Origin of the sequence: Rathayibacter sp. VKM Ac-2928, assembly GCF_022815545.1 — a bacterium.
Taxonomy (GTDB): domain Bacteria; phylum Actinomycetota; class Actinomycetes; order Actinomycetales; family Microbacteriaceae; genus Rathayibacter; species Rathayibacter festucae.
This window is the reverse complement of record NZ_JALGRU010000001.1, coordinates 146,640-162,043: the sequence shown is the minus strand read 5'-3', so window position 1 is coordinate 162,043 and position 15,404 is coordinate 146,640. Positions and strand designations below refer to the sequence as shown.

Here is a 15,404-nt window from a genome sequence, read left to right as displayed (position 1 = left end):
GCCGGAGCATGACGAAGGGCCGCCTGCGCGTGCTGCTGGGAGCGGCGCCCGGCGTCGGCACGACGTCCACGATGCTCGAGGAGGGCGGCCGGCTCGCCGCCGAGGGCCGCGACGTCGTGATCGCGGTCGTCGAGACGCACGGCCGCGCCGAGACCGCCGCGAGGATCGCGGGCCTCGAGGTCGTCCCGCGGCGCGCGGTCCTGCACCGCGGTGCGCGACTCGAGGAGATGGACCCGGCGGCGGTGCTCGCCCGCCGACCGGACATCGCGCTGGTCGACGAGCTCGCGCACACCAACGCTCCCGGCTCGTCGCACCGGAAGCGCTGGGAGGACGTGGCGGAGCTCCTCGACGCCGGTATCACCGTGCTCACGACCGTCGACATCCAGCACATCGCCTCGCTGAACGACGTCGTCGAGGCGATCACCGGGGCGCGGCCGCACGAGACGATCCCCGACGCCGTGCTCCGCGCCGCCGACCGGATCGAGCTCGTCGACCTCGCTCCGCAGGCGCTGCGCGACCGGCTCGCCGCGGGCCGCGTCTTCCCGCCCGAGCGGATCGACGCCGAGCTCTCGCACCGCTTCCGCCTCGGCACGCTCACCGCGCTGCGCGAGCTGGCACTGCTCTGGCTCGCGGACGAGGTGGACAGTGCGCTCCGCGACTACCGCGGCGAGCACGGCATCGACAGCACCTGGGCCGCCCGCGAGCGCGTGGTCGTGACGCTGACCGGCGGCTCGGAGGGCGAGACTCTGCTGCGCCGCGGTGCGCGGATCGCCGCGCGCGCCTCCGGCGGCGACCTGCTGGCCGTGCACGTGCTGACGCCGGACGGACTGCGGACGCCGCGGCCCGAGGTGCTCGCGGCGCAGCGCGCGCTCGTCGAGTCGCTCGGCGGCAGCTACCACCAGGTGGTCGGCGAGGACGTGCCGCGCACGCTCGTCGCGTTCGCCCGCTCCGTGGACGCCACGCAGCTGGTGCTCGGCGTGAGCCGGCGCAGCCGCCTCGCCGCGGCGCTCACTCCGGGGATCGGCGCGACCGTGATCCGCGAGTCGGGCGACATCGACGTCCACATCGTCAGCCATTCGGCCGCCGGTCGCGCGGCGGTGCTGCCGCGCCTCGGCGGAGCGCTGACGCTGCGGCGCCGGCTGCTCGGCACGGCCCTCGCGCTGGTCGGCGGGCCGCTGGTCACCTGGCTGATGGCGAGCCTGCGGAGCGACGAGTCGATCACCAGCGACGTGCTCTCGTACCAGCTGCTCGTCGTGCTCGTCGCGCTGGTCGGCGGGCTCTGGCCCGCGCTGTTCGCGGCCGTCCTCTCAGGGCTGACCCTCGACTACTTCTTCGTCGATCCGCTCTACACCGTCTCCGTCGACGAGCCGCTGCACGAGCTCGCGCTCGCGCTCTACGTCCTGAACGCCGTGCTGGTCAGCGCCGTGGTGGACAGGGCGGCCCGGCGCTCCCGCGCGGCGAAGCGGTCCGGAGCCGAGGCGGAGCTGCTCGCGACGATCGCGGGCGGGGTGATCCGCGGCCAGGGTGCGCTGCAGGCGATCCTCGAGCGCGCGCGCGAGGCGTTCGGCCTCACCGGCGTCCGGCTGGTGCGGGACGGCACGGTGGTCGCCGCGGACGGCGAGCCGACGGCCGCGGGTGAGCCCGTGCGGATCCCGGTGGGCGCGCAGGCGGAGCTCGAGCTGCACGGCCGCGAGCTGGAGGGCAGCGAGCGGCGGCTGCTGCAGGTGGTCGCCGCGCAGCTCGACTCCGCGCTCGAGCGGGAGGCGCTGAGCGAGACGGCGAGCTCGCTGGCTCCGCTGGCCGAGACCGATCGGATGCGCAGCGCCCTGCTCTCGGCGGTCAGCCACGACCTGCGCCGGCCGCTGGCGGCCGCCACCGCCGCCGTCTCGGGGCTGCGCTCGCGCGACGTGGAGTGGAGCGAGGGCGACCGGGCGGAGCTGCTCGCGACCGCGGACGAGAGCCTCACCACCCTGGGCGCGCTGGTCACCGACCTGCTCGACGTGACCCGGCTCGAGGCGGGAGTGCTCGCCGTGTCGCTCGCGCCGCTGGACGCGGCCGATGTCGTGCTGCCCGCTCTCGACGAGCTGGGGCTCGGCCCGGGGGAGGTCGACCTCGACCTGGATCCGGCCGGGCCGGAGCTGCTCGCCGACGGCGTGCTGCTGCAGCGGGTCGTGGTGAACCTCCTGGCGAACGCGGTGCGCTACGCGCCGCAGGGGACGCGGGTGCGGGTGTCGACCAGCGTCTTCGGCGGCACGGCGCAGCTCCGGATCGTCGACCACGGCCCCGGGATCGCGCCCGAGCGCCGGGAGGAGGTCTTCGTGCCGTTCCAGCGCCTGGGTGACGACGACAACATGACCGGGCTGGGGCTGGGGCTCGCGCTGTCGAAGGGGTTCACCGAGGGGATGGGCGGGACGCTCGAGGCCGAGGACACCCCGGGCGGCGGGCTGACGATGGTGGTGACGCTGCCGGTGGCGGCGGACGACGCGGCCGCCGAGACCGATGCCGCCCAGACCGATGCCGCCGAGCGGCGCGCCGCGGGAGCCGATGCTTCGGGAGGAGCCGCATGAAGATCCTGATCGCCGACGACGACCCGCAGATCCTGCGCGCGCTGCGGATCACCCTGACCGCCCGCGGCTACGACGTGGTCACCGCGGGCGACGGGACCGAGGCGATCAACCGCGCCATCGACGAGCGGCCGGACGTCTACATGATCGACCTCGGCATGCCGCGGCTCGACGGGGTCGAGGTGATCCAGGCGCTGCGCGGCTGGACGAGCGCGCCGGTGCTGGTCGTCTCGGGGCGCACCGGGTCGGCGGACAAGGTCGGTGCCCTCGACGCGGGGGCCGACGACTACGTGACCAAGCCGTTCTCGATGGACGAGGTGCTCGCGCGCATCCGGGCCCTGTCGCGGCGCGTGCAGCCGGCCGAGGGCGAGCCGACGGTCAGGATCGGCGACGTGACCGTCGACCTCGCGGCGAAGAGCGCGATGCGCGACGGCGCAGCGGTGCGGCTCACGCCGACGGAGTGGCAGGTGCTGGAGATCCTCGTGCGGAACGCGGGCAAGCTGGTCACCCGGCGCTCACTGCTCGACGAGATCTGGGGGCCGACCCACGTGACCGACACCGGCTACCTCCGGCTCTACCTCGCGCAGCTCCGCAAGAAGCTCGAGCCCGATCCCGCGCACCCGCGGTTCCTGCTGACGGAGGCGGGGATGGGCTACCGCTTCGTGCCGGGCGAGGACGCGGCGGCGCGGTAGGCGCGCAGACGGACACCGGTCGGCCGCGATGCACAACCCGGCGCCGTCGGCCCTGCCGGGGCTGCGGAACGAGCTCTCGGTGACGGCGGATCTCGATACGCCCGCTGCGCGGGCTACTCGATCAGCATGGATCGCGGGGGCGCATCGAGACCCGTCCACCGTCGGTAGGCGTGACGGTGGATCACGAGACGCCCGCTGGGCGGGCTGCTCGATCAGCGTGCAGGGCGCTCGGGCTGCTGTCGGAGGCGCGGGGGACAATGGAGGGACCCCAGGAGAAGGAGACCACCGTGGATCAGCCGCGCATGAACGTCGAGTCGTTCAACCTCGATCACCGCACCGTCGCCGCGCCCTACGTGCGCCTGGCCGACGCGAAGACGCTTCCGGCCGGGGACCACCTCGTCAAGTACGACGTGCGCTTCACCCAGCCCAACCACGGCCACCTCGAGATGCCGACCGTGCACTCGCTCGAGCACCTGTTCGCGGAGAAGTCGCGCAACCACTCCGACCGCGTCGTCGACTTCTCGCCGATGGGCTGCCAGACCGGCTTCTACCTGATCCTGCAGGGCGAGCCCGAGCTCACCGAGGTGCTCGACCTGGTCGAGTCGACCCTCCGCGACATCACCGAGGCCACCGAGGTCCCCGCCGCCAACGAGACGCAGTGCGGCTGGGGCGCGAACCACTCGCTCGAGGGCGCCCAGGACGCGGCGCGCACGTTCCTCGCGGAGCGCGACCAGTGGGAGCAGGTCACCGCGTGAGCGCGGTCGAGGCGATCGTCCTCGTCGCGATGGACGAGGAGGCCGAGCCGTTCCTCGCGGCGGCGGGCGGCGCCCCGGAGCCCGTCGCCGTGGGCAACGCCCTGCAGTGGTCGATCGAGGTCGGCGGCCACCCGGTGCTGCTCGTGCGCACCGGCGTGGGGCTCGTGAACGCGGCCGGCGGGCTGACGGCGGCGGTCCTCCGGATCGGTGGCGCGCCGCTGGTGATCAGCGCCGGGTCGGCGGGCGGGCTCGGAGCCGAGGTGCGCGTCGGCGACGTGGTCGTCGGCGACGAGTACGTGCAGACCGATGCGGACGCGCAGGCGTTCGGCTACGCGATGGGGCAGGTGCCGGGGATGCCGGCGCGCTACTCCGGGCACGCGCCGGCGCTCGCCGTCGATCTCGACGCGGCGATGCCGGACGGCGCGGCGATCACGGTGCGGCGCGGGCTGATCGTCTCGGGCGACGTCTTCGTCTCGGGCGATCACGTCGCGCGGGTGCGCGGACTGTACGACGGGGCGCTGGCGACGGACATGGAGTCGGTCTCGCTCGCGCAGACCGCGTACGTGCACGGGCTGCCGTTCGTGTCGGTGCGCGGCATCTCGGACCTCTGCGAGCCCGGGTCGTTCGAGGCGCACGTGGACGACGCGGCGGACCGCTCGGCGGCCGTGGTGCGGGCGCTGCTGGACGCGGTGGGGTGATCCGCGGCGCGGGGCGGTCCGCGGAGCCGGTGTGCCGGGGGTGGTGGGTCTCGATACGCCCCTTCGGGGCTACTCGACCAGCATGAACGGAATGCCGCGCGTCCTCTCCCTCACGGACGAGACGCCGACCAGTGTGATGACAGCACTGCGGGGCTGCTCGATCAGCACGGGGGCAGCGACTCGTTCGGATCTCTTTCACGGGGATGTCGATATCGGCGGGCGCCGTTCGACGGGATAGTAGGAGGGCGCAGAGGGCGCCCGCGAATCCCGAGGAGACCACCGTGAAGTACATGCTGATCATGCGCGCGACCGATGCCGCGAAGGCCGCCTACGAGGCGATCCCGTTCGACGAGATCATCACCCGGATGGGGCAGTACAACGAGGCGATGATCACCGCCGGCGTCCTGCTCGCCGGCGAGGGCCTCTCCGACGACGTCGCGACCTCCGGGTTCGTCGTCGACTTCTCCTCCGAGCCCGCCGCGATCACCGACGGCCCCTACGGCGAGACGCACGAGCTGTTCAACGGCTTCTGGATCATCCGGGTCTCCTCGAAGGAGGAGGCGAAGGAGTGGGCGCTGCGCTGCCCGCTCGTCCCCGGCAACACGCTGGAGGTGCGCCGCGTCACCGACGAGAGCGACTTCGCGGACTTCGCCGACAACGAGTACCTCCAGAAGGAGGCCGGCTGGCGCGAGGACGAGAAGGCCCGCGCCGAGAACGGCTGACATGACGCCGGCGCCTCCCGGGGAGGAGATCCGGGCGCGGGTCGACGCCGTCTGGCGGATCGAGAGCGCGCGCATCGTCGGGACGCTCGCGCGGGTGACGGGCGACGTCGGCCTGGCCGAGGACCTGGCGCAGGAGGCCCTGGTCGAGGCGCTCGAGCAGTGGCCCACGACCGGCGTCCCGCGCAACGCCGGGGCCTGGCTGACGGCCGTGGCGAAGCGGCGGGCGATCGACGGCTGGCGGCGGCGGACGGCGCTCGACGACCGCTACCGCCTCCTCGCCCGCACCCTCGAGGAGAGCGTCGACGACGAGTGGCGGCCGATCGAGGACGACGTGCTCCGGCTGGTCTTCACCGCCTGCCACCCCGTCCTCTCGCGGGAGGCGAGCATCGCGCTCACGCTGCGGCTCGTCGGCGGGCTCGGCACGGAGGCGATCGCCCGGCTGTTCCTGGTGCCGGTCGCGACCGTGCAGCAGCGGATCGTCCGGGCGAAGAAGTCGCTCGCGGCGTCGGGCGTGCCGTTCGAGGTGCCGGACCCGGCGGAGTGGCGGGCACGGCTCGACGCGGTGCTCGGGGTCGTCTACCTGATCTTCACGGAGGGCTACGCCGCGACGTCGGGCGATCGCTGGCTCCGCACGGAGGTGGCGGGGGAGGCGCTGCGGCTCGGGCGCGTGCTCGCCGCGCTGCTCCCGCGCGAGCCCGAGGTGCAGGGGCTGCTCGCCCTGATGGAGCTGCAGGCCTCGCGGTTCGCGGCGCGGACGGCGCCCGACGGCTCGCCGGTGCTGCTCGAGGACCAGGACCGCACCCGCTGGGACCGCGGGCAGATCGAGCGCGGCCGGGAGGCGCTGCGCCGCGCCGACCGCGTGGGCAAGGGCCGCGGGTCCTACGGGCTGCAGGCGGCGATCGCCGAGTGCCACGCGATCGCGCCGAGCGTCGCCGCGACCGACTGGGAGCGCATCGTGCTGCTGTACGAGATCCTCGGGCGGGTGTCGCCGAGCCCGGTCGTCGAGCTGAACCGCGCCGCCGCGGTGTCGATGGCGACCGGTCCCGCCTCCGCGCTGCTGATCGTCGACCGGCTCGCGTCCGAGGGTGCTCTGCGGGCCTCGCACCTGCTGCCGAGCGTGCGGGGCGAGCTGCTCGCGCGCCTCGGCCGGCGGGAGGAGGCGCGCGCCGAGCTCGCCGTCGCCGCCGAGCTCGCCGTCGCCGCCGAGCTCGCCGTCGCCGCCGAGCTCGCCGTCGCCGCCGCGCTGGCCGGCAACGAGCGCACCCGCGCCCTGCTGCTGGCGCGCGCCGCGTCGCTCTGACTCCGGCGCCCCGACTCCTCAGAAGTTGTCGTAGCGGGTGGTCGAGTACGACAACTCTCGGAGAGCGGAAGAAGTGACGGGAGTCGGGGGTGCACCCGCGGTCCGAAAGTTGTCGTCGCGGGTGGTCGAGTACGACAACTTCTGGAGAGTGCAGGGAGTGAGGGAGCGGAGGGGCGTCCCGGGCGCGCGGGTCAGCGCTCGGTGACGACGCCCGCCTCGACGTGCCAGTGGCGGGTCAGCTGCACGGTCTGGAGCATGCGGCGGTCGTGGGTGACCAGCAGCAGCGTGCCCTCGTAGGCCTCGAGCGCCTGCTCCAGCTGCTCGATCGCGGCGAGGTCGAGGTGGTTGGTCGGCTCGTCCAGCACGAGGAGGTTCGTGCCGCGCGCCTGCAGCAGCGCCAGGGCGGCGCGGGTGCGCTCGCCGGGCGAGAGCTCGCCGACGGGGCGCGAGACGTGGTCGGCCTTGAGGCCGAACTTGGCCAGGAGGGTGCGCACCTCGGCGGTCGGCCACTCCGGCACCAGCGCCTCGAAGGCGTCGGCGAGCGGGACGTCCGAGGCGAGCATCGCACGCGCCTGGTCGATCTCGCCGATGGCGACGCTCGCGCCCAGCGAGGCGCCGCCCTCCTCCGGAGCGGAGCGGCCCAGCAGCAGTGACAGGAGCGTCGACTTGCCGGCGCCGTTGGGGCCGGTGATGCCGATCCGGTCGCCGGCGTCGACCTGCAGCGAGACGGGGCCGAGGGTGAAGGTGCCGCGGCGGGCCACCGCTGCGTTCAGGGTCGAGACGACCGAGCTCGAGCGCGGGGCGCTGCCGATCGTGAAGGCGAGCTGCCACTCCTTGCGCGGCTCCTCCACCTCCTCGAGCCGGGCGATGCGGCTCTCCATCTGGCGGACCTTCTGGGCCTGCTTCTCGCTCGACTCGGCCGAGGCCTTGCGGCGGATCTTGTCGTTGTCGGGCGCCTTCTTCATCGCGTTGCGGACGCCCTGGCTCGACCACTCCCGCTGGGTGCGGGCGCGCGAGACGAGGTCCTCCTTCTTGTCCGCGAAGTCCTCGTACTTCTCGCGGCGCTGGCGGCGGGCGGTCTCGCGCTCCTCCAGGAAGGCGTCGTAGCCGCCGCCGTAGACGGTGGTGGTGCTCTGCGCGAGGTCGAGCTCGAGCACGCGGGTGACGCTGCGGGCGAGGAACTCCCGGTCGTGGCTGACGAGCACCACTCCGCCGCGCAGGCCGCGGACGAACGCCTCGAGCCGCTCGAGGCCGTCGAGGTCGAGGTCGTTGGTGGGCTCGTCGAGCAGCACGACGTCGAAGCGGGAGAGCAGGAGAGCGGCGAGGCCGACGCGGGCCGCCTGGCCACCGGAGAGCGAGGTCATCAGGGAGTCGGCGGAGACGCCGCCGGTGCGGCCCGTCGGGTCGAGGGCGAGGCCGAGGTCGGCGAGGACGACCGGGGTCCGCTCGTCGAGGTCGGCGGCGCCGCTCGCCAGCCAGCGGTCGAGGGCGAGCGCGTAGCGGTCGGCGATCCGACCGTCGGGGTCGGGCTCGGCCAGCGCGGAGGCGGCCGCATCGAGCTCGGCCGAGGTCTCCGCGGCGCCGGTGCGCCGGGCGATGTAGCCGGCGACGGTCTCGCCCTCGCGGCGCTCGTGCTCCTGCGGGAGCCAGCCGACGAACGCGTCGCCGGGCGCGAGCACGACGCTGCCCTCGAGCGGGGCGGTCTCGCCTGCGAGGATGCGCAGGAGGGTGGACTTGCCCGCTCCGTTCGCGCCGACGACGCCGACGACGTCGCCCGGGGCGACCGTGAGGTCGAGGCGGTCGAACAGGGTGCGGTGCGCATAGCCTCCGGAGAGGCCCTTGGCGACGAGGGTGGCGGTCACCGGTCCAGCGTAGGCGGGCGGGCCGCCGGCACCGGCCCCCGATCGCTAGACGCTCTGATTGCACGCGAGTCTAGGATGGCCGGATGAGCGAGACGACGGTCCGGGGCGGCGCCGGCTACTGGTACCCGGACGAGTCCTCGACGCGACGTGCCGTCGAGGTGCTCAGCGCGATGCGCAGGTACCGCGTCTCCGAGGTGGCGATGCGCCGCCGCACCCGCGAGAAGATGGCGATGGGCGAGACCGACCTGATCGCGATCCAGTTCCTGCTGCGGCGCCAGCGCGAGGGCGACCTCGTCAGCGCCAAGGATCTCGCCGCGCACCTCTCGATCTCCTCCGCGTCGACCACCGTGCTGATCGACCGGCTCGTTCGCAGCGGGCACCTGGTGCGGAAGCCGCACCCGAGCGACCGCCGCGGCATCGTCGTCGAGGCGACGGTCGACAGCGATCAGGAGGTCCGCGAGACGCTGCAGGAGATGCACCGCCGGATGCTCGAGATCGCGGAGGACCTCGACGCGGGCGAGGCCGAGGTCGTCGTCAACTTCCTCCGCCGGATGGGCGCCGCGGTCGACGAGATCGACGCCGCCGCAGACGACGAACTCGAGAAGTAGCTAGACCTTCTAGTAAAGAGCCGGACTAGGGATAGGCTGGCGTCATGGGTCAATTCCTCTACGGCACACCGCCGGCCGTGATCGAGATCGAGGACCGCACCCTCGCCCACCTGCAGATCGTCGTCTACGCGAAGTTCCGGCGCGACGAGCGCTTCAGCCTCACCCTCGACTCGATGCCCGAGGGGGCGCGCGGTCGCCACTCGTTCTGGATGAACCCGAACATCGCGCTGCAGTTCCACTTCGCCGGTAGCCGCCAGCCCACGATCAACCCGTCCTGGGTCGAGGTGCTGATGGACGCGGCGAACGGCGGCGGCGGGCTGCGGCTGCTGCCCGAGCCGCACGCCTGATCCGCGCCGCACGCCTGCTTCCGAGCGTCGTCCGGCATCGCCGCGCCCTGCACGTCTCCTAGGGTGGATCCGTGCGCCCGGGGGTGGGCGCGACGAGGGGGAGCACATGCGCGCACGAGTTCTGGGAGGCGCACTGCTCGCGCTGGTGGCCGCGGGGGTGCTCGCCGGCTGCTCGGCGCCGGCTCCGGCGCCCACGGTGACGGTCTACGCCACGGCGACGCCGACTCCCGATCCGACCGTCACGGCCGCCCTTCCGCAGTCGACCGCCACGGTGTTCGTGCCGGTGCCGGAGGCGACCGTCACCTTCACCCCGAACGACGTGCCCGTGATCCCCGAGACGGCGTTCGCCGTCGACAACGGCGCGATCCCGGGAGCGAGCGGGGAGCCGACGACGAACGCCGCGGGGGACATCGTGACCTACACCGTGGTCGAGGGCGACTCGTTCTTCGACATCGCCCAGCGCTTCGGGATCCCCGTGCAGCAGCTCCTGCGGATGAACCCCGGGGTCGCGGGGGCGGGCGAGGCGGTCTACATCGGCAACGTCATCAACCTCGACGCGAACTACCTGGGCTGACCGCCGGCGCCGGTCCGATCGCCGGCGGGGCGCCGGGCGCTACTCCGACTTCGGCAGCAGGTGGAAGGCGAGCGCGAGCGACGCCGAGATCATCAGGATCCCGCCGAAGAAGAGGAAGCCGGCGAGATCGGGCAGCAGGAACGAGTTGCCGAGCACCAGGATGCCGCCGAGGAACAGCACGAAAGAGAGGACGACGCCCAGACCAGTCATGCCCTCATCGTACGGGGCGCGGGGCGCGAAGGGCGCCCGGCCTCAGGGCAGCAGGAGCGCTCGCAGCTCGTCCGCGCCGGAGGCCACCGCGATCGTGCCGACCGCCTCGAGCGGGGAGCCGTAGCCCCACTCGACCATGATCGTCGGCACCCCGTGCGCGGCGGCACCGTGCACGTCGTGCTCGCGGTCGCCGACCATGACGGGCGTCGAGAGGTCGACGCCGATCTCGCGGAGGCGGCGCAGCGCCTCCTCGACGACGTCCGCCTTCGCGCTGCGGACCTCGTCCTCGGAGGCGCCGCAGATGATCGTGAAGTGCTGCGCGAGGCCGTAGTGCTCGAGGACCCGGCGCGCGGCGGACTCCGGCTTCGAGGTGGCGAGCGAGAGCGGGATGCCGGCGGCGGCGATGCCCGCCAGCAGCTCCGGCAGACCGGGGTAGACGCTGGAGTCGAAGAGGCCGCCCGCGTTGTAGCGACGGCGGTAGACGACGAGGGCGGCCTGCGCCTCGTCGACGCTCATCCCGCCGAGCTCGCGGAACGCGTCGAGCAGCGGCGGTCCGACGTAGGCGAGCAGCTCGACGGGCGTGGGCACCGGGCGGCCGAGCTCGACGAAGGTGTCGACGAGGGTGCCGGTGATGCCGGGCGCCGAGTCGGTGATCGTGCCGTCGAGATCGAAGAGGATGCAGCTCCAGGTCGCCTCGATGCCGGGCTGCGCGTCGGGCGCGAGAGTGGTGTCGGACATGGCGGGCTCCTGCCCTCGGAGGGACGTCGTGATCCCGGCGGTGTGCCCCGTCGGGGGGAACACTCTACGGTGCCGGGGCGTCGAGGGACTGCTCGATGAACGACCGGGCGACGACCTGGGCGATCGAGCCGGCGTCGAGCTGGACGGCGACGAAGTCGGCGGTGCGGATCAGTGCGAACGCCTCGCGGCCGGGCAGGACCAGCATCTGCACGCGCGGGTGCTGCTGCCGGGGGACGGCGGCGCGCAGCTCGTCGGTCGAGGTGAACAGCGGGAGCACCTGCTCGCCGGTGGTCGTCGCGACCACGCGCACGTGCGGCACGCCACCGGGCTGCGAGCCGGTCACATCGACGACGAGCGAGCCCTCGAGGCAGGCGGCCAGGAGGCGCTCGACCCCCTCCGCGGTCGCGTCGGCGACCAGTGCCTCGAGCGCTTCGCGGGCCGCCGTGTTGCGGTACGGGCCGGGTCGCGACGGGCGGGCAGGGGGTCCGTTCCTCCGGGGCATGTCTTCACGGTATCCGGGTTCGCGCCATCTCTCGAATCTGTCGCGACAATCGCGCGCATTCGATGTCCGAGTGCGCTATACGACGGATGCCGGGGAGATGAGCCGATTCTCAGGCCGATTGCGACGCTTATCCTGAGTATCGGCGCAGATGACGACGGAGAATCGGACGAATGGCGCCGATAAGTGCTCGACCGCCGACAGGAGGGGGTAATGTCTCCTCCTGTCAGTGACATCCAGGAGGAAAAGTGGCCCAGAAGATCACGCTTGTCGACGATATCGACGGAACCCCTATCGACTCCGGGGACGGCGGCACCGTCCGCTTCAGCATCGACGGAGCCAACTACGAGATCGACCTCGGTCCGGACAACATCGCCGAGCTGCACTCCGTGCTCGAGAAGTTCGTCTCGAACGGCCGCCGCGTCGGCTCGCGCCCCGCTGCCGCCACGTCGGTCGCCTCGGCGTCGAAGAGCGACCCCAAGCAGCTGAAGGCCGTCCGCGAGTGGGCGAACGCCAACGGACACCAGGTGTCCGACCGCGGTCGCATCCCCGCCGAGGTCCAGGCGGCCTACGCCGCCGCTCACAAGTAGAGCCGCGCCGGGCGCACCGAGAGGTCGCGCCCGCATCGTCGAAAGGCCCCGTCGATCCGTCGACGGGGCCTTTCGCGTGCTGTTCTCCGCGACCGCTCGTGGATTCTCGCAGAGCCCCTGGAAAGGGGGACGCGAGCGCTAGAAGAGGCGCGTGTGCGAATCGTCGACGCCGCGCATCGACTCGTAATCGAGCACGACGCAGCGGATTCCGCGGTCTTGCGCGAGGGTCCTCGCCTGCGGCTTGATCTCCTGCGCCGCGAAGACTCCGGTGACCGGAGAGAGGTGCGGATCGCGATTCATCAGCTCGAGATAGCGGGTCAGCTGCTCGACGCCGTCGATCTCTCCTCGGCGCTTGATCTCGACCGCCACGGAGGCGCCGCTCGAATCGCGGGCGAGGATGTCGACCGGTCCGATCGCCGTCATGTACTCGCGCCGGACGAGGGTGTGGCCCTCGCCGAGCAGATCGATCTGCTCGGCCAGCAGGCGCTGCAGGTGCGCCTCGACGCCGTCCTTGATCAGGCCGGGATCGACGCCGAGCTCGTGCGCCGAATCGTGCAGGACCTCGTGGATCGAGACGACCAGGGCGTCGCCGGTCTTGCGGTGCGTGACCGTCCACTGCTCGTGGACGCCGGCCGCCCGGGCGTCCTCGTCGGGCTCGCCGGTGCTGAGGATGCACGGGGGGCTCATCCAGTTCAGCGGCTTGTAGGAGCCGCCGTCCGAGTGCACGAGGACGCTGCCGTCGGCTTTGACCAGCAGCAGTCGGGTGGCGAGGGGGAGGTGGGCGCTGAGACGGCCGGTGTAGTCGACGGAGCAGCGCGCGATGACGAGACGCACCCGTCGAGGATAGACGGGGGCGGTCGGGAGCGGTCGGACGGGTGGGTCTCGATACGCCCCTGCGGGGCTGCTCGACCAACATGAGAGGGTCCGGTTGCGGAGCTGGGCGACAAGCATGAAGTGGATTCATGCTGATCGAGTAGCCCTCGCAGAGGGCGTATCGAGATCCGGCGATGTCGGCAGGGCGGAGTGCAGGCTCGTCGTGCTGGGGCGGTGGGTCTCGATACGCCCCTGCGGGGCTGCTCGACCAGCATGAAGCGGGCCCCTCCGGGGTCGGCGCGCGTCAGGCCATGCGGAGGACGTTGCCGGTGACGCGGCGGCCGGCGGGGGAGACGAGGTAGGAGACGAGGTCGGCGACCTCGTCGGGGCGGGCGACGTCGAAGAAGGCGTCGTTCGCGGCGACGGCGGCGTGGACGTCGTCGGTGACCCAGCCGGTGTCGGTGACGGGCGGGTGGACCGCGTTGGCGGCGACGCCGAGCGGGCTGAGCTCGAGCGAGGCGGAGATCGTGTAGTTCACGAGGGCGGCCTTGGCGGCGCCGTAGGAGACCTCGCCGGGGAAGCCGCGCTCGCCGCCCGAGGTGAGCGTGACGATCCGGCCGCCGTGGCCGCCGCGGCGCTCCAGCCGCTCGGCGAGCTCGGCGATCAGCAGTGCGCCGGCGCGGGCGTCGATGTCGAGCACCCGGTCGATGCTCGCGGCGTCGACGCGGCGCTGGGGGCGGCCCATCCAGTCGTTCGGGCGGGTGCGGAAGGTGTCGATGACGGAGCCGGTGGCGTTGTGCACGAGGACGTCGACCGGGCCGAGCGACTCCTCCGCGGCGTCGAGGAGCAGGGCGGCGGAGGCGGCGTCGCGCAGGTCGGCGGAGACGGCGCGGGCGCGGCCGCCGGCGGCGCGGATCCGCTCGGCGACCTGCTCGCCGTCGGTGCGGTGGGCGAGACGCTGGCGCTCCGGCTCGTACTCCGGCAGCTCCTCGGCGAGGAAGGCGACCAGCACGGACAGACCGTCGGCGGCGAGGCGCTCGGCGATCGCGGCGCCGATGCCGTGGTTCGCCCCGGTGACGACGGCGACGCGGCAGGGCTCGAGGCCGGGGGCGCTCATGCTCGCGCGCCGTCCTGCACGCGCTCCGCGGGCTCCTTCTGCGGGCGGGCGGCGGGCGAGGCGAGCCCGGCGAGGACGACGAGCGCGAGCACCAGGAACAGCGCGTTGAGGAGGCCGAAGTGCTCGCCGAGGAAGCCGATCGCGGGCGGGCCGACCAGGAAGGCGACGTAGCCGAGCATCGCGACGGCACTGACCCGGGCCGCAGAATGCGGGCCCTCGGCCGCGGCGGACATGCCGACCGGGAAGCCGAGCGAGCAGCCCAGCCCCCAGGCGACCGCTCCGGCGATCACGAGGCCGTCGACCGGCGCGAGGATGAAGAGCAGGATGCCGACGATCGCCAGGCCGGCGGACGCGCGAAGCACGGGCACGCGGCCGAAGCGGTCGAGCACGGGGCCGCCGAGCACGCGGCCGACGGTCATCGCCGCGACGAAGACACCGAAGACGACGGCGGCGGTGGTCTTGTCGGTGCCGTGGCCGTCCACCATGGCGAGGGTCAGCCAGTCGTTGGCTGATCCCTCCGCGAAGGCCATGCCCAGCATGATCAGGCCGATCAGCACCAGGCGGCGGTCGCGCCAGACGCCGAGCGAGGCGGCGACGCGCTCGCGGACCGGCGCCTTCGCGACGACGGCGACCCCGGAGGTGTCGAGCTCGTCGCGCACGGGGACGAAGCGGATCGCGACGGAGACGGTGATCACCACGACGACGGCGACGCCCGAGAGGTGCGCGGCGACCGGCACGGCGAGCGCGGAGGCGGCGGCGCCGAGGATCGCGCCGAGGACGGTGCCGAGGCTGAAGAAGGCGTGGAAGAGCGGGAGCAGGGTCTTGCCGAAGGCCTTCTCGTTCGCAGAGCCCTCGACGTTCATCATCACGTCGACCGCGCCGTTGCCGAAGCCCAGCAGGACCATGCCCGCGAAGGCGAGGGGGAGTGCGCCGAACGCGTCCGCCGCGAGGCCCAGGAGCGCGAGACCGGAGGAGCAGACGACGAGTCCGGCGACCATGCCGCGGCGGGCGCCGAGGGCCGACATGATCGCGGTGGAGAGGCTGAGGCCGACGATCGCGCCGATCGACATCGAGAGGATCAGGAGGCCCACGCCGGAGGTGGGGAGCTGCAGCTCGTCGCGGATGGCGGGGGTGCGCGAGACCCAGGTCGCGATCGAGAGGCCGCTCAGCACGAAGATCGTGAAGACGGCGTTGCGCCACGCGATGAGCTGCGGGCGGCTGAGGGCGGAGGTCGAGGGCATGCGGGGTCCTGGCTGATCGCGGGGCGGTCGTGGGGGCCTGATCGACGATGATCGAATCGATTCGATGCGGGCCG

At 73.1% G+C, this 15,404-nt stretch carries 17 protein-coding genes; 10 read left to right on the top strand and 7 right to left on the bottom strand.

The window, feature by feature from the left end; genetic code table 11:
- Nucleotides 1–8 precede the first annotated feature (8 nt).
- The 6 genes from MT350_RS00740 (at nt 9) to MT350_RS00715 (ending at nt 6,731) form a co-directional block, all read left to right on the top strand.
- Complete coding sequence (locus tag MT350_RS00740) at nt 9–2,567, top strand: ATP-binding protein (RefSeq protein WP_243615234.1); 2,559 nt, start codon at nt 9–11, stop codon at nt 2,565–2,567.
- A complete protein-coding gene (locus MT350_RS00735; protein WP_243599392.1) occupies nt 2,564–3,256 on the top strand; it encodes a response regulator in 693 nt (230 codons plus the stop codon). Before MT350_RS00740 ends, MT350_RS00735 begins: the two co-directional genes overlap by 4 nt.
- A 257-nt stretch (nt 3,257–3,513) precedes the next feature.
- A complete protein-coding gene (locus MT350_RS00730; protein WP_374204652.1) occupies nt 3,514–4,011 on the top strand; it encodes an S-ribosylhomocysteine lyase in 498 nt (165 codons plus the stop codon).
- The gene (mtnN, locus tag MT350_RS00725) at nt 4,008–4,709 is read left to right on the top strand and encodes a 5'-methylthioadenosine/S-adenosylhomocysteine nucleosidase (protein WP_243599391.1); all 702 of its coding nucleotides are present in this window, start codon (nt 4,008–4,010) and stop codon (nt 4,707–4,709) included. Before MT350_RS00730 ends, mtnN begins: the two co-directional genes overlap by 4 nt.
- A gap of 281 nt (nt 4,710–4,990) precedes the next feature.
- Nucleotides 4,991–5,431, top strand: a complete 441-nt coding sequence (locus tag MT350_RS00720) for a YciI family protein (protein WP_243599390.1) — start codon at nt 4,991–4,993, stop codon at nt 5,429–5,431.
- Nucleotide 5,432: 1 nt separating this feature from the next.
- Entirely contained in the window at nt 5,433–6,731 is a 1,299-nt protein-coding gene (locus tag MT350_RS00715; protein WP_243615233.1) for an RNA polymerase sigma factor, read from the top strand.
- 191 nt (nt 6,732–6,922) lie between these two features.
- On the opposite strand, the gene MT350_RS00710 is transcribed toward MT350_RS00715, so the two are convergent.
- Nucleotides 6,923–8,593: an ABC-F family ATP-binding cassette domain-containing protein gene (locus tag MT350_RS00710; RefSeq protein ID WP_243599388.1), complete on the bottom strand. Its 1,671-nt coding sequence runs from the start codon at nt 8,591–8,593 to the stop codon at nt 6,923–6,925.
- Between the two features lie 83 nt (nt 8,594–8,676).
- Here MT350_RS00710 and MT350_RS00705 point away from each other — a divergent pair, with 83 nt between their 5' ends.
- The 3 genes from MT350_RS00705 (at nt 8,677) to MT350_RS00695 (ending at nt 10,122) form a co-directional block, all read left to right on the top strand.
- Complete coding sequence (locus MT350_RS00705; RefSeq protein WP_243599387.1) at nt 8,677–9,201, top strand: MarR family winged helix-turn-helix transcriptional regulator; 525 nt, start codon at nt 8,677–8,679, stop codon at nt 9,199–9,201.
- 44 nt (nt 9,202–9,245) lie between these two features.
- Nucleotides 9,246–9,548, top strand: coding sequence for an ATP-dependent DNA ligase (locus MT350_RS00700; RefSeq protein ID WP_123447216.1), 303 nt, complete (start codon nt 9,246–9,248; stop codon nt 9,546–9,548).
- A gap of 106 nt (nt 9,549–9,654) precedes the next feature.
- On the top strand, nt 9,655–10,122 hold the full coding sequence (locus MT350_RS00695; protein WP_243599386.1) for a LysM domain-containing protein: 468 nt from the start codon (nt 9,655–9,657) through the stop codon (nt 10,120–10,122).
- Nucleotides 10,123–10,161: 39 nt separating this feature from the next.
- On the opposite strand, the gene MT350_RS00690 is transcribed toward MT350_RS00695, so the two are convergent.
- The 3 genes from MT350_RS00690 to MT350_RS00680 form a co-directional block, all read right to left on the bottom strand.
- A complete protein-coding gene (locus MT350_RS00690; protein WP_164874567.1) occupies nt 10,162–10,332 on the bottom strand; it encodes a hypothetical protein in 171 nt (56 codons plus the stop codon).
- A gap of 42 nt (nt 10,333–10,374) precedes the next feature.
- Nucleotides 10,375–11,070, bottom strand: a complete 696-nt coding sequence (locus MT350_RS00685; RefSeq protein ID WP_127887889.1) for an HAD hydrolase-like protein — start codon at nt 11,068–11,070, stop codon at nt 10,375–10,377.
- A gap of 64 nt (nt 11,071–11,134) precedes the next feature.
- Nucleotides 11,135–11,572: an SseB family protein gene (locus MT350_RS00680; protein ID WP_123447212.1), complete on the bottom strand. Its 438-nt coding sequence runs from the start codon at nt 11,570–11,572 to the stop codon at nt 11,135–11,137.
- A gap of 245 nt (nt 11,573–11,817) precedes the next feature.
- Between MT350_RS00680 and MT350_RS00675 the strand changes: the two genes are divergently transcribed.
- Nucleotides 11,818–12,159 carry an Lsr2 family protein gene (locus tag MT350_RS00675; protein ID WP_123447211.1) on the top strand — a complete coding sequence of 114 codons (342 nt, stop codon included), beginning with the start codon at nt 11,818–11,820 and terminating at the stop codon, nt 12,157–12,159.
- A 138-nt stretch (nt 12,160–12,297) separates the two neighbouring features.
- Here MT350_RS00675 and nucS read toward each other — a convergent pair whose 3' ends face one another.
- The 3 genes from nucS to MT350_RS00660 form a co-directional block, all read right to left on the bottom strand.
- On the bottom strand, nt 12,298–12,993 hold the full coding sequence (gene nucS / locus MT350_RS00670; RefSeq protein WP_123706083.1) for an endonuclease NucS: 696 nt from the start codon (nt 12,991–12,993) through the stop codon (nt 12,298–12,300).
- 283 nt (nt 12,994–13,276) lie between these two features.
- Nucleotides 13,277–14,089 (bottom strand): SDR family NAD(P)-dependent oxidoreductase, encoded by an 813-nt coding sequence (locus MT350_RS00665; RefSeq protein ID WP_243599384.1) that lies wholly within the window; start codon nt 14,087–14,089, stop codon nt 13,277–13,279.
- Nucleotides 14,086–15,330 carry a sugar MFS transporter gene (locus MT350_RS00660; RefSeq protein ID WP_243599383.1) on the bottom strand — a complete coding sequence of 415 codons (1,245 nt, stop codon included), beginning with the start codon at nt 15,328–15,330 and terminating at the stop codon, nt 14,086–14,088. The genes MT350_RS00665 and MT350_RS00660 overlap by 4 nt, the downstream gene beginning before the upstream one ends.
- Nucleotides 15,331–15,404: the final 74 nt, after the last annotated feature.